At 67.4% G+C, this 20,710-nt stretch carries 21 protein-coding genes and 1 tRNA gene; 10 read left to right on the forward strand and 12 right to left on the reverse strand.

Features of this window, described 5'->3' with window-relative positions; translation table 11 throughout:
* Nucleotides 1-328 precede the first annotated feature (328 nt).
* A complete protein-coding gene (locus MSM1_RS05025) occupies nucleotides 329-1,087 on the reverse strand; it encodes an oxidoreductase (protein ID WP_213440474.1) in 759 nt (252 codons plus the stop codon).
* Between the two features lie 100 nt (nucleotides 1,088-1,187).
* Nucleotides 1,188-1,853, reverse strand: a complete 666-nt coding sequence (locus MSM1_RS05030; RefSeq protein ID WP_213441446.1) for a serine protease — start codon at nucleotides 1,851-1,853, stop codon at nucleotides 1,188-1,190.
* A 234-nt stretch (nucleotides 1,854-2,087) separates the two neighbouring features.
* Between MSM1_RS05030 and MSM1_RS05035 the strand changes: the two genes are divergently transcribed.
* Nucleotides 2,088-2,618, forward strand: coding sequence for a phage holin family protein (locus tag MSM1_RS05035; RefSeq protein WP_213440475.1), 531 nt, complete (start codon nucleotides 2,088-2,090; stop codon nucleotides 2,616-2,618).
* Nucleotides 2,619-3,584, forward strand: a complete 966-nt coding sequence (locus MSM1_RS05040) for an alpha/beta fold hydrolase (RefSeq protein WP_213440476.1) — start codon at nucleotides 2,619-2,621, stop codon at nucleotides 3,582-3,584.
* On the opposite strand, the gene marP is transcribed toward MSM1_RS05040, so the two are convergent.
* From marP to nth, 4 genes are all read right to left on the reverse strand, one after another.
* Complete coding sequence (gene marP, locus MSM1_RS05045) at nucleotides 3,577-4,767, reverse strand: acid resistance serine protease MarP (protein WP_213440477.1); 1,191 nt, start codon at nucleotides 4,765-4,767, stop codon at nucleotides 3,577-3,579. The genes MSM1_RS05040 and marP overlap by 8 nt on opposite strands.
* 17 nt (nucleotides 4,768-4,784) lie before the next feature.
* Nucleotides 4,785-5,615: a CoA pyrophosphatase gene (locus tag MSM1_RS05050; RefSeq protein ID WP_213440478.1), complete on the reverse strand. Its 831-nt coding sequence runs from the start codon at nucleotides 5,613-5,615 to the stop codon at nucleotides 4,785-4,787.
* Nucleotides 5,616-5,729: 114 nt separating this feature from the next.
* Complete coding sequence (locus MSM1_RS05055; RefSeq protein WP_374101692.1) at nucleotides 5,730-6,314, reverse strand: TlpA family protein disulfide reductase; 585 nt, start codon at nucleotides 6,312-6,314, stop codon at nucleotides 5,730-5,732.
* Between the two features lie 104 nt (nucleotides 6,315-6,418).
* On the reverse strand, nucleotides 6,419-7,099 hold the full coding sequence (gene nth / locus MSM1_RS05060) for an endonuclease III (RefSeq protein WP_236055432.1): 681 nt from the start codon (nucleotides 7,097-7,099) through the stop codon (nucleotides 6,419-6,421).
* A gap of 213 nt (nucleotides 7,100-7,312) precedes the next feature.
* On the opposite strand from nth, the gene MSM1_RS05065 reads away from it, so the two are divergent.
* Together MSM1_RS05065 and crp are read left to right on the forward strand one after the other, a co-directional pair.
* Nucleotides 7,313-7,651, forward strand: coding sequence for a hypothetical protein (locus MSM1_RS05065; protein ID WP_213441451.1), 339 nt, complete (start codon nucleotides 7,313-7,315; stop codon nucleotides 7,649-7,651).
* Nucleotides 7,652-7,809: 158 nt separating this feature from the next.
* The gene (gene crp / locus MSM1_RS05070) at nucleotides 7,810-8,484 is read left to right on the forward strand and encodes a cAMP-activated global transcriptional regulator CRP (RefSeq protein WP_213440480.1); all 675 of its coding nucleotides are present in this window, start codon (nucleotides 7,810-7,812) and stop codon (nucleotides 8,482-8,484) included.
* 73 nt (nucleotides 8,485-8,557) lie between these two features.
* On the opposite strand, the gene MSM1_RS05075 is transcribed toward crp, so the two are convergent.
* The 3 genes from MSM1_RS05075 to MSM1_RS05085 are packed head-to-tail and all read right to left on the reverse strand — an operon-like array spanning nucleotide 8,558 to nucleotide 9,980.
* Nucleotides 8,558-9,352, reverse strand: a complete 795-nt coding sequence (locus tag MSM1_RS05075; RefSeq protein ID WP_213440481.1) for an MBL fold metallo-hydrolase — start codon at nucleotides 9,350-9,352, stop codon at nucleotides 8,558-8,560.
* Between the two features lie 5 nt (nucleotides 9,353-9,357).
* The gene (locus tag MSM1_RS05080; RefSeq protein WP_213440482.1) at nucleotides 9,358-9,822 is read right to left on the reverse strand and encodes a RidA family protein; all 465 of its coding nucleotides are present in this window, start codon (nucleotides 9,820-9,822) and stop codon (nucleotides 9,358-9,360) included.
* Nucleotides 9,819-9,980, reverse strand: coding sequence for a DUF4177 domain-containing protein (locus MSM1_RS05085; RefSeq protein WP_213440483.1), 162 nt, complete (start codon nucleotides 9,978-9,980; stop codon nucleotides 9,819-9,821). Before MSM1_RS05085 ends, MSM1_RS05080 begins: the two co-directional genes overlap by 4 nt.
* Nucleotides 9,981-10,091: 111 nt before the next feature.
* On the opposite strand from MSM1_RS05085, the gene MSM1_RS05090 reads away from it, so the two are divergent.
* Together MSM1_RS05090 and MSM1_RS05095 are read left to right on the forward strand one after the other, a co-directional pair.
* Nucleotides 10,092-11,114 (forward strand): ArsA family ATPase, encoded by a 1,023-nt coding sequence (locus MSM1_RS05090; protein ID WP_213441453.1) that lies wholly within the window; start codon nucleotides 10,092-10,094, stop codon nucleotides 11,112-11,114.
* 8 nt (nucleotides 11,115-11,122) lie between these two features.
* On the forward strand, nucleotides 11,123-12,286 hold the full coding sequence (locus MSM1_RS05095; protein ID WP_213440484.1) for an ArsA family ATPase: 1,164 nt from the start codon (nucleotides 11,123-11,125) through the stop codon (nucleotides 12,284-12,286).
* A gap of 128 nt (nucleotides 12,287-12,414) precedes the next feature.
* On the opposite strand, the gene MSM1_RS05100 is transcribed toward MSM1_RS05095, so the two are convergent.
* Nucleotides 12,415-12,768 (reverse strand): WhiB family transcriptional regulator, encoded by a 354-nt coding sequence (locus tag MSM1_RS05100; RefSeq protein WP_213440485.1) that lies wholly within the window; start codon nucleotides 12,766-12,768, stop codon nucleotides 12,415-12,417.
* Nucleotides 12,769-13,140: 372 nt separating this feature from the next.
* Between MSM1_RS05100 and ponA2 the strand changes: the two genes are divergently transcribed.
* The 4 genes from ponA2 to MSM1_RS05120 all read left to right on the forward strand — a co-directional run bounded on the left by ponA2 (nucleotide 13,141) and on the right by MSM1_RS05120 (nucleotide 18,055).
* A complete protein-coding gene (gene ponA2 / locus MSM1_RS05105) occupies nucleotides 13,141-15,567 on the forward strand; it encodes a transglycosylase/D,D-transpeptidase PonA2 (RefSeq protein WP_213440486.1) in 2,427 nt (808 codons plus the stop codon).
* Nucleotides 15,568-15,621: 54 nt separating this feature from the next.
* A complete protein-coding gene (locus MSM1_RS05110) occupies nucleotides 15,622-16,587 on the forward strand; it encodes a metallophosphoesterase (protein ID WP_213440487.1) in 966 nt (321 codons plus the stop codon).
* Entirely contained in the window at nucleotides 16,584-17,690 is a 1,107-nt protein-coding gene (locus tag MSM1_RS05115; RefSeq protein ID WP_213440488.1) for a PLP-dependent cysteine synthase family protein, read from the forward strand. Before MSM1_RS05110 ends, MSM1_RS05115 begins: the two co-directional genes overlap by 4 nt.
* 291 nt (nucleotides 17,691-17,981) lie before the next feature.
* Nucleotides 17,982-18,055: transfer RNA gene (locus MSM1_RS05120), tRNA-Pro, on the forward strand.
* 34 nt (nucleotides 18,056-18,089) lie between these two features.
* Here the strand turns inward: MSM1_RS05120 and MSM1_RS05125 are convergent.
* Together MSM1_RS05125 and MSM1_RS05130 are read right to left on the reverse strand one after the other, a co-directional pair.
* Complete coding sequence (locus MSM1_RS05125) at nucleotides 18,090-19,628, reverse strand: multicopper oxidase family protein (protein ID WP_213440489.1); 1,539 nt, start codon at nucleotides 19,626-19,628, stop codon at nucleotides 18,090-18,092.
* Between the two features lie 573 nt (nucleotides 19,629-20,201).
* Entirely contained in the window at nucleotides 20,202-20,666 is a 465-nt protein-coding gene (locus MSM1_RS05130) for a GatB/YqeY domain-containing protein (protein WP_213440490.1), read from the reverse strand.
* Between the last annotated feature and the right edge of the window lie 44 nt (nucleotides 20,667-20,710).

Raw genomic sequence — 20,710 nt, forward strand, 5'->3', positions numbered from 1 at the left:
GAGTCACGGAAGCCCGGGGAGGCCAAGATCGATCCGGAAGAGAAGGCTCGATCTCCCGATCCGGGCGGCCCAGCACGGTTCCCGGCACCCACGCGGAGCTACAGCCGCGAAAATGGCAAAAGTGTTGCGGGCCTGCGTAATTGCGAAGAGTGACCGGCGCTGATAGCCCTTTGGGTGGGGCTGGAGGTAGTCGCTTCGCAAGATCGCCGAGGCCAACCCACGCAGCCCGGGTTGCACGCATGGTAACCGAGTACCGTGCTAGCGGGCGACGGGCCGGAAGCTTCGGATCGTCGCCCGCTTTACATCTGTCAGCCGGTTTGCGGGACGACTAGCGGCTCGGCAAGGACTCGGCGATCTGCAGCGCCTCCTGCGCGCCGGCGTACATCGCGCGGCAACACAGCAGCAGCCAGGTTCTCAGTCCCTCGGGCGAGCCGGTGGCAAACCCGCGCGCCGCGGCACGGTAGTCCGCCGCGCGGCGCATCCAGGCCACCTCGGGTACCCCCAGCCCGTGCGGGTCGAGCCCGGAGGCGATCGACACCAGCCGCGACACCCCACGGGCCACCACCCCGTCCGCGCTGCCGAACGGCGCTAGAGTCAGCAGCTCGCCATGCACGACGGCCGCCAGCACCGGTGCCGGCGCACGGGTGGCGCCGGTCACCAGGTCCGCTAGCAGCTCAAGGCGCGGCGCGACGTGACCGTCGGACCGCGGCCGGCCCAGCCGGTCCTCATCGACCTGACCGGTGGCCGCCAGCATGTGCAGCCGTGCCAGCGCCTGCAGCGGCGCCCGTCGCCACACCCCGACCAGGCTGGTTTCGCCGCCCTCCAGGGCCTGGGCCACCCGCAGCGCGCCGGCCAGCACCGTGCTGGCGGTCGAGTCCTCCGATGGGTCCTCCGGTTTCGAGGAGGAACCGCCGTCGAGAACCGACGAAGCCCGCGCCGCCCGCATCGCCGCCTCGGCGGCGCTAACCGGCCAGCCCCGCAGGTTGGCCCGATGCCGGTGCGCCCGGCTCAGCGCTTCTCGAGCCCGATCGCTGGCCACGGCCACACCGGGCAAGTCCATCAGCGGAGCCAGCGGATCGGCGCTCACAAGACGCCAACTTAGCGGGATCGCCGAGCTGGATGGGGCCCGGCCGCGGTGAGCTGGATGTTCCGCCGGGACGTAATTCGTGGAGATCCGGGCATGTGCGTCAGGACGGGACGGGAACGAACCCGGCTCCCGCACGGTTTTTGCGGTTGACGTCGGCCAGCACAGCGTTGATCGACGTCACCACCGCCGGCGTGTGCAGTGGAATGTATTTGATGACGCACATCGGCAGGTTTTCGCTGAAAGCGCCGTGGAGCAGGCCCACCAGCAGATTGTTGACGGTGACCGGGGCGCCGGAGTCACCCGGTTGCCCACAGACCTGCATCACGATGGTGCCCGGATCCTGACCCGGCCCCCAGGTGACGCCGCAGGAGTTGCCCGTAGTGCGGCCCTGTTTGCAGGCGACCTCGCCGAACGCCGGGTCGGGGCCGATGCCGTTGATCAGAAAGCCGTCGTAATTGGCCACCGGTGCCACCTTTTCCGGATCGAAACGGATCACCGCGTAGTCGAGGGTGTCGTTGCCGGCCACCATCGTGCCCACGATGCCGTGGCCTTGCGCCGCCTCGGCGGCGACCTGCGCCCCGGGGCCACCGCAGTGCGCGGACGTGAAGCCGACCAACTCGCCTTTGTTGTCGCTGCCGATGGTGGTCAGGGTGCAAAACGTGTCGCCGTTGATGACGATGCCCGCACCACCCCCCAGGGGAACCTTGCCGTCGGCGGCCGCAGTGCCGCCGGCCAGGCCCGCGAGAACGGGCAGCACCGCGGCCATCGCCGCCGCGACACGCGGCAACCAATGGTGCGTCGCCTGCACAGCAAGGTTCCTGTCGAGGTCGAAAGTCCAGAGCGGCCGCGCCAGTCCAATGTGAACGGCCCGCAACGGCAGTCTAGTTCAGGCGGCGCGCATCCGCGGGCAGGTCCGTCGCGGCAATCGGCTGGCCTCGTCGGGCACCGGGCGACATGGCAACATGAACCGCGACGGCAGTGCCAACTGGGAGGAGCGTCGGTGAGCAAGGCTGATCGTAAGAACGCGGACAGCGGTTCAGGCAACGCCGCACGGCTGACGACGATCCCGCTGGCAGATCCGCATGCCACCGCCGGGGAGCCGTCGATCGGTGATCTGGTCAAGGAGGCAAGCGCCCAGGTATCGACACTGGTGCGGGCCGAGGTCGAACTGGCCCGCGCCGAAATCACCCGTGACCTCAAAAAAGGCCTGGCCGGTAGCGTTTTTTTCATCGCCGCGCTGGTGGTGCTGTGCTACTCCACCTTCTTTTTCTTCTTTTTCCTCGCCGAGCTGCTCCACACCTGGCTGTGGCAATGGCTGTCCTTCCTGATCGTGTTCGGGCTCATGCTCGTGGTGACGGCGCTGCTGGCCCTGGTGGGCTTCCTCAAGGTGCGCCGAATCCGCGGACCTCGGCGGACCATCGAATCGGTCAAGGAGGCTCGCACCGCACTCAGCCCTGGGCACGACCGGGTCCGCCAGCGTGCGCCGATCACGCCCGACGGCAAGGCTCCCGCGGATCCCGCCGGCTGGTAGATGGCACCGCCAGATCCGTCGGTGACCCGAATCAGCGGGCCGTGGCGCCATCTGGACGTGCACGCAAACGGCATCCGGTTCCATGTGGTCGAGGCGGTGCCGCCCAGCCAGAGCCCGACTGCCCCGTCCGCAGCGCGGCCGCTGGTGATCTTGCTGCATGGTTTCGGCTCCTTTTGGTGGTCCTGGCGTCACCAGTTGCGCGGAATCGCCGGACCCCGGGTGATCGCCGTCGACTTGCGCGGCTACGGTGGCAGCGACAAGCCGCCACGGGGCTACGACGGCTGGACGCTCGCCGGCGACACCGCCGGGCTGATCCGGGCGCTCGGGCATTCGTCGGCGACGCTGGTGGGTCACGCCGACGGCGGGCTGGTCTGCTGGGCCACCTCGGTGCTGCACCCCCGGCTGGTGCGCGCGATCGCGCTGATCAGCTCGCCGCACCCGGCTGCGCTGCGCCGCTCCGCGTTGACCCGGCGTGCTCAGGCTCGCGCGTTGTTGCCGTCGTTGCTGCGCTACCAGGTGCCGATCTGGCCGGAGCGCTCGCTCACCCGAAACAACGCCGACGAGATCGAGCGTCTGGTCCGTCGCCGCGCCGGTGCCAAATGGCTTGTATCCGAAGACTTCTCCGAAACAATCGGCTATTTGAGGCAGGCGATACAGATTCCCTCGGCGGCGCACTGCGCTTTGGAATACCAGCGCTGGGCGGTGCGCAGCCAGCTGCGTGACGAAGGCCGCCGGTTCATGCGGGCGCTAACCCGGCAACCCGGAATCCCGTTGCTGCATCTGCGCGGCGACGCGGACCCTTACGTGCTGGCCGATCCGGTCGAACGGACCCAGCGCTACGCCCCGCACGGGCGCTACGTATCCATCTCCGGGGCAGGGCATTTCAGCCACGAAGAGATGCCCGAGGAAGTCAACCGCCACTTGATGCGGTTTTTCGAGCAGGTGCACGGACCGCAGCTCAGGTGACGCACGCCTCGGTGCTCACCGGCTGGGTGTCACCGATCTTGGCCAGCTGAGCGGCCACCTCCTTGGCCGTCAACACGAAACCGGTGTCGTTCTCATCGACCGCGGCCCCAAACACCACACCGAGCACCTGACCGTTCAGGTCAACCAACGGCCCGCCGGAATTGCCTTGCTCCACGTTGGCCCTGATGGTGTAGACCTGGCGGGTAACCGTTGCGTTGCGGTAAATGTCGGGCCCGTTCAATTCGATGACGTCACGGATCCGGGCCGGGGTTGCCACGAAGGCACCGCCACCGGGATAGCCCAGCAACAAGGCATCGGTACCCGTGCTCGCGGTGGCGTCGGCGAACGCCAGTGGCCCCGAAGACAGGTTCGGGACGGCGAGGATGGCGATGTCGACCGCCGGATCATAGGACACCACCGTGGCCTCGTAGGGGGTACCGCTGGCCGCCACGGTGACGGCACTGGACCCGGCAACCACGTGGGCGTTCGTCATCACCCGTTCGGGTGCTACGACGAACCCGCTGCCCTCTAACACCTTCTGACATTTGGGCGCTACCGCGCGAACCTTGACCACACTCGGCCGGGCGGCAGCCACCACCGGGCTGTTGGCCAGCGCGGCGTCCGGCGGCGCGACCGCGACGATCGGGGTGCGGCTGAACGGCTCCAGCACCGCCGGCAAGCCGGAAGTGTCCAGCAGCGAAGACAGCCGCTTTGGCACGGTCTTCAGCCAGCTGGGGGCGTAGTGGTTCACCTCGGCCAGCACCCGCGAGCCGCGAACGGCGGCAGCAAGAGCGGGCTGGTCGCGCGACTGTGTCAGGGGCGTCGCGAGCAGCCAGGCCGCGATCAGCACCACCACCACCTGCAGTCCCACCCCAACGAGCGAATCGATAAACCGGATCGCCCGGCCCCGCAGGGCGCCGCGGACGGCGCGGCCCAGCACCACGCCCGCCACCTCACCGACCACCACCAGTGTCAGGATCAAAAACAGCGCGCTAAACAGCTTGGCGCGCGGCGCGCTGATGTGGCTGACAATGTGGGGGGCCAGCAAAACGCCGGCGATGGCCCCCAGCACCACGCCGACAAACGACAGCAGCGAGCCCAACGCCCCCGAGCGCCAACCCGAGATGGCCGCGATCAATGCGATGGCCAGCACGGCAATGTCCAACCACTGCGATGCAGTCATCGAGGTCATCGCCATCATCACCGGGCACCGCCTGGCTCGTCGACCAGCGCCATCGCCTCGTCCAACTCACGCACGTCGGTGAGATCCCACGGCTGCGCCCAGCCGGCCACGTCCAACATCGCCGCAATCACCTGGCCAGTGAATCCCCACACCAGCATCTCGTTCAACACGAACGCCGGCCCGGCGAGGCGGCGGCTGTGCGGTCGGTGGTAGACCATCAGCCGGTTGGCCGGGTTGATGAAGGCGCGCACCGGAACCCGGGCCACCGCCGCCGTTTCCGCCGCATTGACCACCGTCACCGGTCCGGGGTCCGGTGAGTACGCCAACACCGGCACGACGTGAAAACGCGATGGCGCGATGAAGGTCCGCTCCAGCGTGGCCAGGGGACGCAGCCGGCGGGGATCGATACCGGTCTCCTCGTGTGCCTCGCGCAGGGCGGTGGCCACGGGTCCGTCATCAGCCGGATCGGCCGCGCCCCCGGGGAATGCGGCCTGACCCGCGTGGTGGCGCAGTGTCGAGGCCCGCACGGTTAGCAGCAGGTCGGCCTCATCGGGAACCCCACCGCCGGCCGGTGCCGACTCCGGGCCGGAGAACAGCACCAGCACGGCGGCGTCGCGTCCCTGGCGGGTCACCGTCGCGCTCGCCTTCGCGGCTGTCACCATCGCCAGCACATCGGCGGGCAGCCGGCGGCGGTAGGCGTCGGGGATCCGGCCAACATTGTCGACGAGCGCACGCAGCCAGGGCGGGCAAGCGTCAGCAGCCAGCAAAACCGTCCCCCGCGAGAAAACCGCCCTCCGGGAGCGGGCGGCGCGGGCGCGCGCCGGCGCGCCGCCCTTTAGCCCCGTCACCTGCCTCTCGCCCGGGCGCTGCCCCGTGGCGGCCAGGGGTGCTCTGGGGCCGCGCCACCGCCAGGCCCCGACCGGACCACCCACCGCACGTACCGCACGTATCGCCCCCGGCCGTCACGATTGGTCTCCAACTGCAGCCGCGATCTCATCCGCACTGGCGAACGGCCGCGGCAGTATCTGCGCCACGCTACCGTCCGGCCGCAGCGCCACGGTCAGGGGCATCACGTTCGGGACCCGCAACGCCGCGGCAACCCGACGCCGCCCGTCCTGCAGGGTTGGCAACCGCACCCCAAGCTGCGCCAACCGCAGCAACGCCGCGGTCTCGTTCTCGTCCTGATGCACCGTCACCACCGTCACCGTCGCACCCGCCCGTCGTTGATACTCCGCCAGCGCAGGCAGTTCGGCCGTGCACGGTGCGCACCAGTATGCCCATAGGTTAAGCACTGCCCGGCGCCCGGCCAGCGCCCGGGCGACGTCGACGGGCGAGCCGTCCGCAGCGCATTCCACGATCACGCCGCGCAGCGCCGCCGGACCGGGCCCGGCTGCGGGCGCAGGGCACGCCGGCAGCTTTGCCTGCGCTCGGGGCGCTGCCAACGCCGCCGGAGTGTCGGCGTCGCGGTGCTCACGACCGGCACTGGCCGGCTCCGCCGGGATCCGCGGGTTCGGCGGGGGCACAAAGGTGCTGCGCAGCTCGATCATCAACCCGACGAGCAGGGCGATGACCACGGCGAGGATGGCAATGGTCCAGCGTGTGGTCATTGCGGCCTCGGTGCGGCAGGGGTGACTGGAGGTGGCATGGCGCTCTACAGCCCGGCAAGGGCCAGCAGGTGCTCGGCTTCCGGACCTTTGACAAGGGCGGCGGCGATCGACGGCTCGGTGGGCCCGATCCCGTAGGACGGGCAGTCCTTGGCTAGCACACACACCCCGCACGCCGGTTTGCGCGCGTGGCACACCCGACGGCCGTGAAAGATCACCCGGTGGCTCAACGCGGTCCATTCGCGGCGCTCGATGAGCGCGCCCACCGCGTATTCCACCTTGACCGGGTCGGTCTCGTCAGTCCAGCGCCACCGCTTGACCAGGCGCAGGAAGTGGGTGTCGACGGCGATTCCCGGGATTCCGAAGGCGTTTCCGAGGATGACGTTGGCGGTCTTGCGTCCGATGCCGGGCAGCGAAACCAGCTCGTCCATGGTGGCCGGCACCTCCCCGTCGAACCGCTCGACCAGGGCCTGCCCGAGGCTGATGAGCGCCGCCGCCTTGTTGCGGTAGAAGCCGGTGGGGCGGATGAGCTCCTCGAGTTCGGCGCGATTGGCCCGTGCGTAGTCCAGCGCGGTCCGGTAGCGGGCGAACAAGGCCGGCGTGATCAGGTTGACCGTCTTGTCGGTGCTTTGCGCCGAGAGGATAGTCGCCACCGTCAGCTCGAGTGGGGTCGTGAAATTCAGCTCGATGTGGGCGTTTGGAAAGGCTCGTGCCAGGGCACGGTTCATCCGGCGGGCCCGGCGCACCAGAGCGAGGCGAGTTTCCGATGCCCAGCGGCGACTCACGTCGGTGCCGGATGTGGCGAGCGCCGGCGCAGAGCGCCGGGCAGGCTTGGCTGTCACCTTCGACAGCGTACTGTTTCGTAATCGCGCTGAGACCTTGACCGTGTTTACTTGCACCTTGTGTCTTGGTTGCTGGTCACCCTGGTGCCGGGGCTGTTGATGCTGGTGACGCTCGGGTTGGGGCGGCTGGAACGGTGGCTGGCCCACGACGCCGTCACGGCCAGCGACGTCGCAGAGTTTCTCGAGCATGCCGAGGCCGTCGACGTGAGCACACTGGCCCGGGAAGGGATGCCCAAGGCCCTGGACCACCTGCATCGGCGCCGGGCTGAGCGACTCACCGACGCCCCGGCGCGCAACCCCACCGCGGGCAAACATCACGCCGACCCGTTGTCCGCCGCCACCGTGATAGCCCTCGGGCCCGCCCCGACCACCCGGCGACATCGGCGTTCCCAGCCCAATCCGCAGTTTAAGCCGACTCGTCACGCCGATCATGTGTAGCGTTGGCACGTCGAACCGATGGCCTACCTCTAGACTCAGTCTCACCAGCGGATGGATGGCCGAGCGGCCAACGTGGTGACCGCGCAGCGCCGGAGGATGACAGGGCGATCGGCTCGCGGGTACCGCAACCATCCAACCAGCAATGAATAAGGGGCAACGTGGACGAGATCCTGGCGAGGGCCGGAATCTTCCAGGGAGTGGAACCCAGCGCCGTCGCCGCGCTGACTAAACAGCTGCAGCCCGTCGACTTTCCGCGCGGGCACACGATTTTCGCTGAAGGGGAACCCGGCGATCGGCTGTACATCATCATTTCGGGCAAGGTCAAGATCGGCCGCCGCTCCCCGGACGGGCGGGAAAACCTGCTGGCCATCATGGGGCCGTCCGACATGTTCGGCGAGTTGTCGATCTTCGACCCAGGGCCACGGACCTCCAGCGCTACGACGATCACCGAGGTGCGGGCGGTGTCGATGGACCGCGACGCGCTACGCGCATGGATTGCCGATCGTCCCGAAATCGCCGAGCAACTGCTGCGTGTGCTGGCCCGCCGACTGCGCCGCACCAACAACAACCTGGCCGACCTCATCTTCACCGACGTGCCCGGGCGGGTCGCCAAGCAGCTGCTGCAGCTGGCCCAGCGTTTCGGCACTCAGGAGGGTGGCGCAATGCGGGTCACCCACGACCTGACGCAGGAAGAAATTGCGCAGCTGGTGGGGGCGTCCCGGGAGACGGTGAACAAGGCCCTGGCCGATTTTGCCCACCGCGGCTGGATCCGCTTGGAGGGTAAGAGTGTGCTGATCTCGGACTCGGAACGCCTGGCCCGCCGGGCCAGGTGAGCCCGGGCGCGGTGAGTTCACGCAGAGCCACGACCGTGGCCCCGGCCCCACGGCCGGCGCGCCGGGGGCAGGCTCAGCGTCGGCGCAGATAGTCCAACTGCGCCCGCACGGACCATTCGGCGGCATCCCAGAGTTCCTCGTCGACGTCGGCGTAGACGTGCTCGACGATCCGACGGGGGCTGGCGTCGTCGCCGAGTTCGGCCAGCGCCGAACGAATCTGCTGCAGGCGCTCTTCTCGGTGCGTCAGATATCCCGTCGCCGCAGCGTGCAAATCCGGCAAATCGGGCCCGTGTCCAGGCAGGACGACACGCCGGCCCAGGCCCTGCAGCCGCCGAAGCGACTCCAGATAGTCGGCCAGGCTGCCGTCCTCGGTGTCGATGACGGTGGTGCCGCGACCCAGCACGGTGTCACCGGTCAGCACCGCATCGTCGAGGACGAATGACAGCGAGTCGGCGGTGTGACCCGGGGTCGCCAGCACGGTGATCGTCAGACCTGCCGCGTGGATTACCTCCCCGTCGGTTAGCGGCCCCCCCGGTCCCCGCAAGAACGCGCTGCCGGCCGCCCGCACGGGCGCACCGGTGCGTTCGACCAGCCCGTCGATGCCGCCAGTGTGGTCACCGTGGCGGTGACTGATCAGAACCAGCGCGATGCGGCCGGCACCGGCGACGCGGGTGATGTGGTCATCGTCGTCGGGGCCGGGATCGACGACGAGGACCTCGTCGCTGCCGGGTCGGCGCAACACCCAGGTGTTGGTGCCGTCGAGCGTCATCAACCCGGGATTGTTGGCCAACAGCACCGATGCGGTCTCGGTGACCGGCCGCAGCCGGCCATAGGCGGGATGAGTCAGCGACTGGGCGGCCTCGGTCACGCTCGTCAACCGACCTCTACGATCAACTCGATCTCCACCGGCGCGTTCAGCGGCAACTCGGACACACCGACCGCCGAACGGGCATGCGCGCCGTGATCCCCGAACACCTGGGCGAGCAGATCGGACGCGCCGTTGACGACACTGGACTGGCCGTTGAAACCCGGCGCCGAAGCGACGAACCCGACCACCTTGACCACCCGGGTCACCGCGTCGATACCGACCAGAGAATCGACCGCGGCCAGCGCGTTAAGCGCGCAGACCCGTGCCAGCGCAGCGCCTTCTTCGGGGCTGACCTTCGCGCCGACCTTGCCGGTGCGCACCAGCTCGCCGGCCTTCATCGGCAGCTGGCCCGCGGTGTAGACGAGGTTTCCGGTGCGCACCGCCGGCACGTAGGACGCCAGCGGCGTCACGACTTCCGGAAGCGTGACACCGAGCTGCCCGAGCCGCTCCGATGCACGCGGCGCGTTCACTTCGGGCGTTTCAGGTAGGCGACGTGCTGCTCACCGGTCGGACCGGGCAATACCGCAACCAGCTCCCAGCCGTCGGCGCCCCACTGGTCGAGGATCTGTTTGGTGGCGTGCGTCAATAGCGGAACCGTGACGTACTCCCAGGCGGTCGGTCGGGTCATAACGCGAGCATATTCGCCCGGCCGTGCAGCACCGCTGCCCCCCGGCAACGCGCGCGGGGTCGGGCGAGTCCCCGCTCGCCAGGGCGGGGACGGAACTCGGGCTAGCATGCACTGGTGGCAACCACGCTCGGTGACGGCGGTTCCCCCTGCTGGCCGACACGCCTATCGAAGGCCCGCCTGCATTTCGTCACGGGCAAAGGCGGTACCGGCAAGTCGACTGTCGCGGCCGCGCTGGCGCTGGCGCTGGCATCGGGCGGCCGCACGGTCTTGCTCGTCGAAGTCGAAGGGCGTCAAGGGATTGCGCAACTCTTCGACGTTCCGCCGCTGCCTTATCAGGAGGTGAAGATCGCGACCGCAGAACATGGCGGTCATGTCCTCGCGCTGGCGATCGACATCGAGGCGGCATTTCTGGAATACCTCGACATGTTCTACAACCTGGGCATCGCGGGACGGGCGATGCGACGCATCGGTGCCATCGAATTCGCGACGACGATCGCCCCCGGTCTGCGTGACGTGTTGCTCACCGGCAAGATCAAAGAAGTCGTCACGCGTGTCGACAAAAACGGCCTGCCGGTCTATGACGCCGTCGTCGTTGATGCGCCCCCAACCGGACGCATCGCGCGCTTCCTCGATGTCACCAAGGCGGTTTCCGAGCTGGCGAAGGGCGGGCCGGTGCACGCGCAGAGCGAGGGCGTGGTCAAGCTGTTGCACTCCGACCAGACCGCCATCCATGTGGTGACATTGCTGGAGGCGCTGCCGATGCAGGAGACCATGGAGGCAATCGACGAGCTCGTCGCGCTGAGCCTGCCGATCGGCAGTGTCATCGTCAACCGCAACATCCCGGCCTATCTGCGGCCGGACGACTTGGCAAAGGCCGCCGAGGGTGATGTGGATGGCGACGCGGTGCGGACCGGGCTGGCCAGGGCGGGAATCACGTTGAGCGACGCCGACTTCGCCGGTCTGCTCACCGAGTCCATCCAGCACGCGACCCGGATTACCGCCCGTGCGCAGACCGCAGAGCAACTCGATGCGCTGCACGTACCGAGGCTGGAGCTGCCGACGATCACCGACGGGGTTGACCTCGGAAGCCTCTACGAACTCTCCGAATCCCTTATCCAGCAGGGTGTTCGATGAGTCATTCGATGCACACACCACCGCCTTTGGACATGGCGTCAATCTTGGCCGACGTCGGTACCCGGGTGGTGGTGTGCTGCGGCGCCGGCGGCGTCGGCAAAACCACCACCGCCGCGGCGATGGCCCTGCGGGCCGCCGAATACGGCCGCACCGTGGTGGTGCTGACGATCGATCCGGCTAGACGACTGGCGCAAGCGCTGGGAATCAACGACCTCGGCAACACACCGCAGCGTGTGCCACTGGAGCCTGAAGTTCCGGGCGAGCTGCACGCGATGATGCTCGACATGCGCCGCACGTTCGACGAGATGGTAATCCAGTATTCCGGCCCGGAACGCGCGCAGGCGATTCTGGATAACCAGTTTTATCAAACCGTCGCCACGTCACTTGCCGGGACGCAGGAGTACATGGCCATGGAGAAACTGGGCCAGCTGCTCAGCCAGGATCGCTGGGACCTGGTGGTGGTGGACACCCCTCCGTCGCGCAATGCTTTGGACTTTTTGGACGCACCAAAACGGTTGGGCAGCTTCATGGATAGCCGACTGTGGCGGTTGTTGCTGGGCCCGGGGCGGGGAATCCGGCGGCTGGTAACCAGCGCGATGAGCTTGGCAATGAGGGCGTTATCGACGGTGCTCGGTTCGCAGATGCTTTCCGATGCAGCGACGTTCGTACAGTCGCTGGATGCCACCTTCGGTGGCTTCCGGGCGAAGGCGGATCGCACCTATGCGCTCCTGAAGCGGCACGGTACCCAGTTCGTTGTGGTGTCGGTGGCCGAGCCGGATGCGCTGCGGGAGGCATCCTTTTTCGTCGACCGGTTATCGGAGGAGGGCATGCCGCTGGCGGGTCTCATCTTGAACCGTACCCATCCCATGTTGTGTGCCCTGCCGGTGGAGCGCGCGATTGACGCCGCCGAAACGTTGCAGGCTGAGGCCGGCGACACCGAAGACCCCGCTACGACCCTCACAACCGCGGTGTTGAAAATTCACGCCGACCGCGCGCAGGTCGCCAAACGGGAAATCCGGCTGCTGTCACGATTCACCGCAGCAAATCCACACGTCGCGATTGTCGGGGTGCCGTCACTGCCGTTTGACGTCTCCGACCTGGAGGCACTGCGCGCAATCGCCGACCAGATGACTTCGGCCGGTGACGATGCGGGCCGGGCACTGGCCCGCTGAGGAACCGGCCCCACGAATCCCGGCGGTGACGATGCGGGCCGGGCACTGGCCCGCTGAGGAACCGGCCCCACGAATCCCGGCGGTGACGATGCGGGCCGGGCACTGGCCCGCTGAGGAACCGGCCCGGCTCAGCCAGCGTTGCGATGCTTGCGCTGCGCGGCGAAGAACTCCGCCCACGACACCACTTCCGGGTGCTGTTTGAGCAGGGCGCGGCGCTGGCGCTCGGTCATGCCGCCCCAGACACCGAACTCCACCCGGTTGTCCAGCGCGTCGGCACCGCATTCCAGCATGACCGGACAGTGCCGGCAGATCACCGCGGCCTTACGTTGCGCGGCTCCGCGGACGAAAAGTTGGTCAGGGTCGGCGGTGCGGCACAGCGCCTTAGACACCCAGGCGATGCGGGACTCGGCATCAATGCGACGTAGTGTAGTGTGAGCGGACGCGGTGTTGGTCTTGCGCGCCGCGGTTCGTGTACCTGACACCAGCGTTCCCCTTCGCCTCCGGCCGCTACTGCGTAACGGCATCATCCTGGCGTGCAGACCACGATGCGATCTACGCCACATCATCCCGACGTCGGTGTTACCTATGTCTCAGTGTGTGTCTAAGTTAGGTGCTCAGGTGGCAATTGCGCAACAGTCCGATACAGGCTTTTTTGGGACAAGCGTGCCGTCCGAGATGGACGCACGGGCCTGGTCGGCTCGATCAGGCCGCTAGACAAGGCGCTGACCAGTGACGCTGGCGATAATATCGGCCCGGCTATCGCCCGAGGACCACCGATCACTGCACGCCAATCCTGGCGAATCATGCTGACTGGTTCGTAGAGGCCGCCCCCGAGTCTCGCTACTGTGGGAGCCATGTCGGAGCGCTCCGGGACCACGATCACGGTCCTCAAGATCGCCGGATGCTGCCTGCTCGCTGGGGTCATTGCCGCCGCGCTCATGTTCCCTGTGGCCGGCGGAATCGGTCTGCTGTCCAACCGGGCCTCAGAGGTCGTTGCCAACGGCTCCGCTCAACTGTTACGGGGCGACGTGCCGGCGGTCACGACGATGGTCGACGCCAAGGGAAACACCATCGCCTGGCTGTACTCGCAGCGCAGGTTCGAGGTGCCCAGCAACAAAATCGCCAACACCATGAAGCTGGCGATCGTGTCGATCGAGGACAAAAGATTCGCCGAACACAACGGGGTGGACTGGAAGGGAACGCTGACCGGGCTGGCCGGCTACGCATCCGGCAACCTTGACACCCGAGGCGGTTCGACCATCGAGCAGCAGTACGTGAAGAACTACCTGCTGCTGGTAACCGCGCAGACCGACGCGGAAAAACGGGCGGCCATCGAAACGACTCCGGCACGCAAGCTGCGCGAAATCCGGATGGCCCTTACCCTCGACAAGACGTTCAGCAAGCCGGAGATCCTGACCCGATACCTGAATCTGGTGTCCTTCGGCAACAACTCGTTCGGCGTGCAAGACGCCGCGCAAACCTACTTCGGCGTGAACGCGTCCGACCTGAACTGGCAGCAGGCGGCGCTGCTGGCCGGGCTGGTGCAATCGACCAGCGCGCTTAACCCCTACACCAATCCTGAAGGCGCGCTGGCCCGGCGAAACCTCGTGCTGGACACCATGATCGAGAACCTGCCCAAAGAAGCCGACGCGTTGCGGGCGGCCAAGGCGGAGCCGTTGGGGATCCTGCCGCGGCCCAAGGAGCTCCCGCGTGGCTGCATTGCCGCAGGTGACCGCGCATTCTTCTGCGACTACGTGCAGGAGTATCTAGCGCGCGCCGGGATCAGCAAAGAGCAACTGGCGCGGGGTGGCTATACGATCCACACCACGCTCGACCCCGACGTGCAGGCCCCGGTCAAGCAGGCGATCGACAAGTTCGCCAGCCCCGACCTGCCGGGGATCGCCAGCGTGATGAGCGTGATCAAACCGGGTAAACGCTCCCACAAGGTGCTGGCGATGGCCAGCAACCGCAGATACGGACTGGACGGCGACGCCGGTGAGACCATGCGGCCACAGCCGTTCTCCCTCGTCGGCGACGGCGCAGGGTCCATCTTCAAGATTTTCACCACCGCCGCCGCGCTGGACATGGGGATGGGCATTAATGCCCAACTCGAGGTTCCGGGCCAGTTCCAGGCCAAAGGGATGGGAAGCGGTGGCGCCAAGGGGTGCCCTAAGGAAACCTGGTGCGTGGTCAACGCGGGCAGCTACCGCTCGCCGATGAGCGTGACCGACGCGCTGGCCACCTCGCCCAACACCGCCTTCGCCAAACTGATCTCGCTGGTTGGGGTGCCGCGCGCGGTCGACATGGCCGTCAAGCTCGGCCTGAGGTCCTACGCCGAGCCCGGGACCGCTCGCGACTATGACCCCGACAGCGATGAGAGCCTGGCGGATTTCATCAAACGGCAGAACATCGGGTCGTTCACCTTGGGGCCGTTCGAGCTCAACGCCCTGGAGCTGTCCAACGTGGCGGCGACCCTGGCATCCGGCGGCGTGTGGTGCCCACCGAGCCCGATCGACAAGCTGGTGGATCGAGACGGCAAAGAACTTGCCGTCACCACCGAGCCCTGTGAGCAGGTGGTCCCCGAAGGGCTGGCCAACACGCTGGCCAACGCGCTGAGTAAGGACTCTCAGGCCGGCGGCACCGCATCGGTGTCGGCGGCGGCAGCGGGCTGGAACCTGCCGATGTCCGGCAAGACCGGCACCACCGAGGCGCACCGATCCTCCGGATTCGTCGGTTTTACCAATCAATACGCGGCCGCCAATTACATCTTCGATGACTCGAGCACACCGTCGGATCTGTGTTCCAATCCGCTGCGCCGCTGCAGTGACGGCGATCTGTTCGGCGGCAACGAGCCGGCGCGCACCTGGTTCACCGCGATGAAGCCGATTGCCAACAACTTCGGTGAAGTTCACCTGCCCCCGACGGACCCGCGCTACGTCGACGGCAACGCCAACTCGCGGGTCCCAAGCGTTGCCGGCCTCGACCTGAACGCGGCGCGGCAGCGCCTGAAGGACGCCGGTTTCCAGGTCGCCGACCAACCCACACCAGTCAACAGCAGCGCGAAATACGGCGAGGTGGTCGGCACGTCACCGAGCGGCCAAACCATCCCGGGTGCGGTGATCACCATCCAGACCAGTAACGGCATCCCGCCGGCCCCGCCGCCACCGCCGGAAGGCCTGTCCTCGCCGCCGGGCTCGCAAGTCGTGGAGATCCCCGGCCTGCCGCCGATCACGATTCCGCTATTGCCGCCACCCCCGCCCCTGGCGCCATCGCCACCATAAAACTGCAGGAACGCGCTGCGGTGCCATACCGCGAGCGGCAGTAGGCTGGCGATCATGGCTGTCGTCTCAGACCCTGTCGCCCTGAAACGCGCCGGCGCCGTCGTGCTCGGCTCGGCCATTGCCGGCATCGGTTACGCCGCGCTTATCGAGCGTAATGCGTTCGTGGTGCGTGAGCTGACCCTTCCCGTGCTGACCCCTGGTTCGTCACCGCTGCGGGTGCTGCACATCAGCGACATCCACATGCGACCCGGCCAGCGTCGCAAACAGGCCTGGCTGCGGGAGCTGGCGAGCTGGGAGCCCGATCTGGTGGTGAACACCGGCGACAACCTGGCGCACCCAAAAGCGGTGCCCGCGGTCGTGCAGGCGCTCGGTGACCTGCTCTCACTGCCCGGCGTTTTCGTGTTCGGCAGCAATGACTACTTCGGGCCGCGGGTGAAGAACCCGCTGAACTACGTGGTCAACCCGTCCCACCGCGCGCACGGTCGGCCGCTGCCGTGGCAGGATTTACGGGCGGCGTTCACCGAGCGCGGCTGGCTGGACCTGACCCACACTCGTCGCGAGTTCGAAGTGGCCGGCTCGCTCATTGCCGCCGCCGGCGTGGACGACCCGCACATCGGCCGGGATCGCTACGACACCATCGCCGGGCCGGCGAATCCGGCTGCCAACCTGCGGTTGGGGCTGACCCATACGCCGGAGCCGCAAGTGCTGGATCGTTTCGCCGCGGACGGCTACCAACTGGTTATGGCCGGCCACACCCACGGCGGGCAGCTGTGCTTGCCGTTTTACGGGCCCGTGGTGACCAACTGCGGTCTGGACCGGTCCCGGGTGAAGGGGGCGTCGCGCTGGGGTGCCAGCATGCGATTGCACGTCTCGGCCGGCATCGGCACCTCGCCGTTCGCGCCGCTGCGGTTTTGCTGCCGTCCCGAAGCCACGTTGCTGACGTTGATCGCCGCGCCGATCGGAGGCCGTGACTCGCGCACCACCCGGGGACGGTCGCAACCCATAGCGTCGGTGCGTTGAGCCAACGCACCCAAGTTGCGCTGCGCTGCCGTCCCCGCGACTGGACAGACAACGCGATCCGGCTGATCGAGGCCGACGCCCGTCGTAGCGCCGACACCCACCTGTTGCGCTATCCGCTGCCGTCGGCGTGGTGCGCAGACGCTGACGTTGAGCTCTACCTCAAAGACGAGACGACACACATCACCGGCAGCCTCAAACACCGGTTGGCGCGGTCGCTGTTTCTCTACGCGCTGTGCAACGGCTGGATCGGCGAGGGCACCACGGTGGTTGAGGCGTCATCGGGCTCAACCGCGGTGTCCGAGGCGTACTTCGCCGCACTGCTGGGTCTGCCATTCATCGCGGTGATGCCCGCATCCACCAGCGCCTCAAAGATAGCTTTGATTGAATCGCAAGGCGGACGTTGCCATTTCGTGCAACACTCGAGTCAGCTTTACACCGAGGCCGAGCGCATCGCCAAGGAGACCGGCGGGCACTACCTCGATCAGTTCACCAACGCTGAGCGGGCCACCGACTGGCGCGGCAACAACAACATCGCCGAGTCGATCTATGTGCAAATGCGCGAAGAAAAGCACCCCGTTCCCGAATGGATTGTGGTCGGCGCCGGCACCGGCGGCACCAGCGCGACGATCGGCCGCTACATCCGCTACCGGCGGCACGCCACCCGGTTGTGCGTGGTCGACCCCGAAAACTCCGCGTTCTACCCCGCCTACTCCGAAGGCCGCTACGACATCGTCATCAACGCGTCGTCGCGCATCGAGGGTATCGGCCGACCGCGGGTGGAGCCGTCTTTTCTGCCCGATGTCGTCGACCGCATGGTCTCGGTGCCCGACGCCGCGTCAATCGCCGCCGCTCGCCATGCCAGCACCGTCCTGGGCCGTCGCGTGGGGGCGTCGACAGGCACCAACCTGTGGGGAGCGTTCGGGTTGATCGCCGAGATGCTCGCCGCCGGTCGCCAGGGTTCGGTGGTCACTCTTCTCGCCGACAGCGGCGACCGCTACGCCGACACCTACTTCTGCGACGAGTGGGTCGCCGCCCAGGGGCTGGACATCGCGGCGCCGGCTGAGACGCTGGCCGAGTTTGAGCGCTCCGGCCGCTGGGAGTAATCCCCCGTCCGCGACCGCGGCTTTCGCGCCGCGGTCCCATCATCGTACGGGCCGGTCAGCACCAGCCACAGCACCGCCAGGCCGAAAAGCCCGTGGAAACACCGCCACACCCAAGGCCGTCATGGGCCGTCTCGCTTTCCTACGCGGGCGTCTGATGAGAGGGGTTAACGCTCATGTTGGGCCCTCGGCCGGGTATTCGGGGGTGACGCGCTCGCAACGGTGGGTTGATGCGCTCGCGGCGATGGGTTTGGCCAGTCGGCGAACCGGTGCGATAAGCTGTCGTGGCTTGCGCGGGGTGTGGCGCAGCTTGGTAGCGCGCTTCGTTCGGGACGAAGAGGCCGTGGGTTCAAATCCCGCCACCCCGACTTACGAGAACGCGGCTTACGAGGGCATCGCTGGTCAGGTTATGTAGTCGAGCGTGGTCATCATCCCGGCCGCGATGTGGTAGGTGTTGTGGCAGTGCAGCATCCAGACACCCGGGTTATCGGCCGCCAGGACGACGGTGAGTTTCTGCCTCGGTAACACGATCACGGTGTCCTTGCATGGTCCCGCGCCGCCGTCGGGTTTCATCACCTGGAAAACGTGGCCGTGCAGATGCATGGGATGCCACATCGTCGAGGTGTTGTCGAACGTGATGGTGGCTTGCTGTCCCTGGCGAACTCGCAGTGGCCGCGTGTCATCGAAGTGATGGCCGTTGATCAGCCAATCGTAGGGCATCATCTGGCCCGACAACCGAACGTGAAGATCGACATCGGCCGTCCGCGGTGAGGCGGCAGCCGGTGACGGGCTGAACATCTCGACGGTACCGACTCGCCGCTTCAACTCCGGCGGCCGAAAGGCCGCATCGGGTGCGTTGCCGGCGCCCGTGGACAGCAGTGCCCGCGCGAGCCCGTCTTTGCCTTCGGCAGCGGCCACCAGCGGAAAAACCCCGTCGCCGGCGGTGATGATCACGTCGTAGCGCTCGCCCATGCCCAGCAGCACCGCATCGACCTCGGTCGGAGTCACCGGGTTGCCATCTGTGTGGGTCACCGTCATCCGGTGCCCGGCCAGCGCGACCCGGAACGCAGTGTCCGAGCCGGCGTTGATGAGCCGAATCCGTACTCGCTGGCCCGGTTTGGCGCTAAACGTGCTGGGCGATAACGGAACACGACCGTTGATCAGGTAGTAGGGGTAAGCGACGTCTCCGCCGTCCCCGCCCAACAGGTCGCTCGAGCCGACACCACCCATGCCGGAGGAACCCGCCATGCCGCTCATCGTGGGCATATCGCTCATGCGCTCGTCGGACATTGCGCGCAGCCCATCGAAGATCTGCCGTGGGCTGGGCCCGACGCCGTCGGTCCAGTCGTCCAGCATGACGATCCATTCGGCGTCATACGCAGCGGGCTCGGCTGGGTCATCGACAAGCAGCGGCAGATACAACCCGGCATCGAGATCGAAATCGTGGGTGTGCGGGTGGGCCCAATACGTACCGGGGCGCGGCACCGTGAACCGGTAGGTGAAAACCCGGCCCGCATCGATGTCGGGGGTGACGGGGGCAGCACCGTCCATGTCACAACGCAGCGTGACACCGTGCCAGTGCACCGAAGTCGGGTGATCAAGACCGTTTTTCACGGTGACGGCCAGCTCGTCGCCGACATTGGCCCGGATCAGTGGGCCGGGTACCGTGCTGTTGTAGGCGAGCGTGCGCGCGATAATGCCACCCAGGTCAATGTCGGCCCGCGCCGGCGCCAACGTGGCGCTCACAGTGCGTCCGGTGTGCGGGCGCGCAGCCTCGCCCGCGGCGATCGCAGCGGTGGGTATCCCCGCGCTCGGCATGCTCTTCGGGGAGCGGGTGCATGCGGCCAGCGCCACCCCCCCAGCGATCGCCGTAATAAAGGTGCGCCGGTTGAACTGCCCCAGGCCCGCCCCAAACCCGGTTCCGGGAGGCGTTGTACCCATCAAACGGTCTCCCTCTCTGCGCGGGGACAAGTCCGGTCGGTGACAGGCTCGACAGCAGCACCACTTCCGTGCGCCCATTCGGTTCCGAGCCGATTACTGGCCGGCGCGGCTCGGGCCGCGAACCCTACGAATCGCCGATGGATCGCCCGCTGAACCAGCCTTGGCCTTGAGGTTGCAACCGCTAGGTGTAAAACCTGGGTCTAGCGGTGTGCTCGTTAACGCCATGCCATCAGTATCGCGATGCCGAGGCGGTGCACCAGGGACGACCTTTCGCCCTGCCTGCGGGGACCAAAGTCACCACCGGGCGGTAGCGGCGCGTATCGAGACGACCGCTGTGGCCGGTCAGCGGCTGGCGGTTCGAAGAATCGCGCCCTCGAGCGACCCGGTTGACGAAACCTTCGCTGGCACCGGATGCCTCGATCTGCGCATCATTCGCTCGCACCCGCAGCACCCGAAAACCATTGAGCCAGTAGATTTGCCTTGCCCACCTTAAGGCGAGCCCTCGGTTGCCCGTCGGCCGGTCCCGGCCACCCGGACCCGAGCGTGAGCCGACGGGGCGCGAACGAACAGCTGCTACAGACGTTCTCGCACCGCCGCTGCCAGGCGTGCGCCGTCCGCTTTGCCGGCCGCCATCGCAGTGGCCGCCTTCATCACCAGGCTCATCTGCTTCCTGCCGGGCCGTTCGCCGAGTTCTTCGGCCACCTGGGCGATGGCGGTGTCGACGATGTCGGCCAGCTCGCCCTCGGTCAGCGGCGGCGGGAGATACTCCTCGATGATCCGCGCCTCGGCGTGCTCCTCGGCGGCCAGTTCACCACGCCCGTTCTGGGTGTAGACCTCGGCCGCTTCACCGCGTTTCCGGGCTTCCCTGGCCAATACCTTGAGCACCTCGTCATCGGAAAGCTCGCGGGCCTGCTTACCGGAGACCTCCTCGGTCCGGATCGCCGCCAGCAGCAGGCGCAGGGTCGCGATGCGCAACTTGTCCCGCGTCTTCATCGCCTCGGTCAGATCCGACCGGAGCCGCGATTTCAGTTCGGCCATGACTCGAACGCTACCCGCCCGGCACCGGGAGGTGTGATGAACAA

It is taken from the genome of Mycobacterium sp. SM1, assembly GCF_018361265.1.
In the GTDB taxonomy this organism is placed as follows: domain Bacteria; phylum Actinomycetota; class Actinomycetes; order Mycobacteriales; family Mycobacteriaceae; genus Mycobacterium.

Coding starts and splice junctions, on each gene's coding strand:
- nth (WP_236055432.1), bottom strand. CDS start 7,099: ATGAACCGTGCCCTGGCACGAGCCTTTCCAAACGCCCACATCGAGCTG.
- MSM1_RS05030 (WP_213441446.1), bottom strand. CDS start 1,853: ATGGCCGCGGTGCTGCCCGTTCTCGCGGGCCTGGCCGGCGGCACTGCG.
- MSM1_RS05085 (WP_213440483.1), bottom strand. CDS start 9,980: ATGACCCGACCGACCGCCTGGGAGTACGTCACGGTTCCGCTATTGACG.
- MSM1_RS05065 (WP_213441451.1), top strand. CDS start 7,313: ATGCTGGTGACGCTCGGGTTGGGGCGGCTGGAACGGTGGCTGGCCCAC.
- MSM1_RS05040 (WP_213440476.1), top strand. CDS start 2,619: ATGGCACCGCCAGATCCGTCGGTGACCCGAATCAGCGGGCCGTGGCGC.
- MSM1_RS05055 (WP_374101692.1), bottom strand. CDS start 6,314: ATGATCGAGCTGCGCAGCACCTTTGTGCCCCCGCCGAACCCGCGGATC.
- ponA2 (WP_213440486.1), top strand. CDS start 13,141: ATGTCGGAGCGCTCCGGGACCACGATCACGGTCCTCAAGATCGCCGGA.
- marP (WP_213440477.1), bottom strand. CDS start 4,767: ATGACTGCATCGCAGTGGTTGGACATTGCCGTGCTGGCCATCGCATTG.
- MSM1_RS05125 (WP_213440489.1), bottom strand. CDS start 19,628: ATGGGTACAACGCCTCCCGGAACCGGGTTTGGGGCGGGCCTGGGGCAG.
- MSM1_RS05095 (WP_213440484.1), top strand. CDS start 11,123: ATGCACACACCACCGCCTTTGGACATGGCGTCAATCTTGGCCGACGTC.
- MSM1_RS05130 (WP_213440490.1), bottom strand. CDS start 20,666: ATGGCCGAACTGAAATCGCGGCTCCGGTCGGATCTGACCGAGGCGATG.
- MSM1_RS05110 (WP_213440487.1), top strand. CDS start 15,622: ATGGCTGTCGTCTCAGACCCTGTCGCCCTGAAACGCGCCGGCGCCGTC.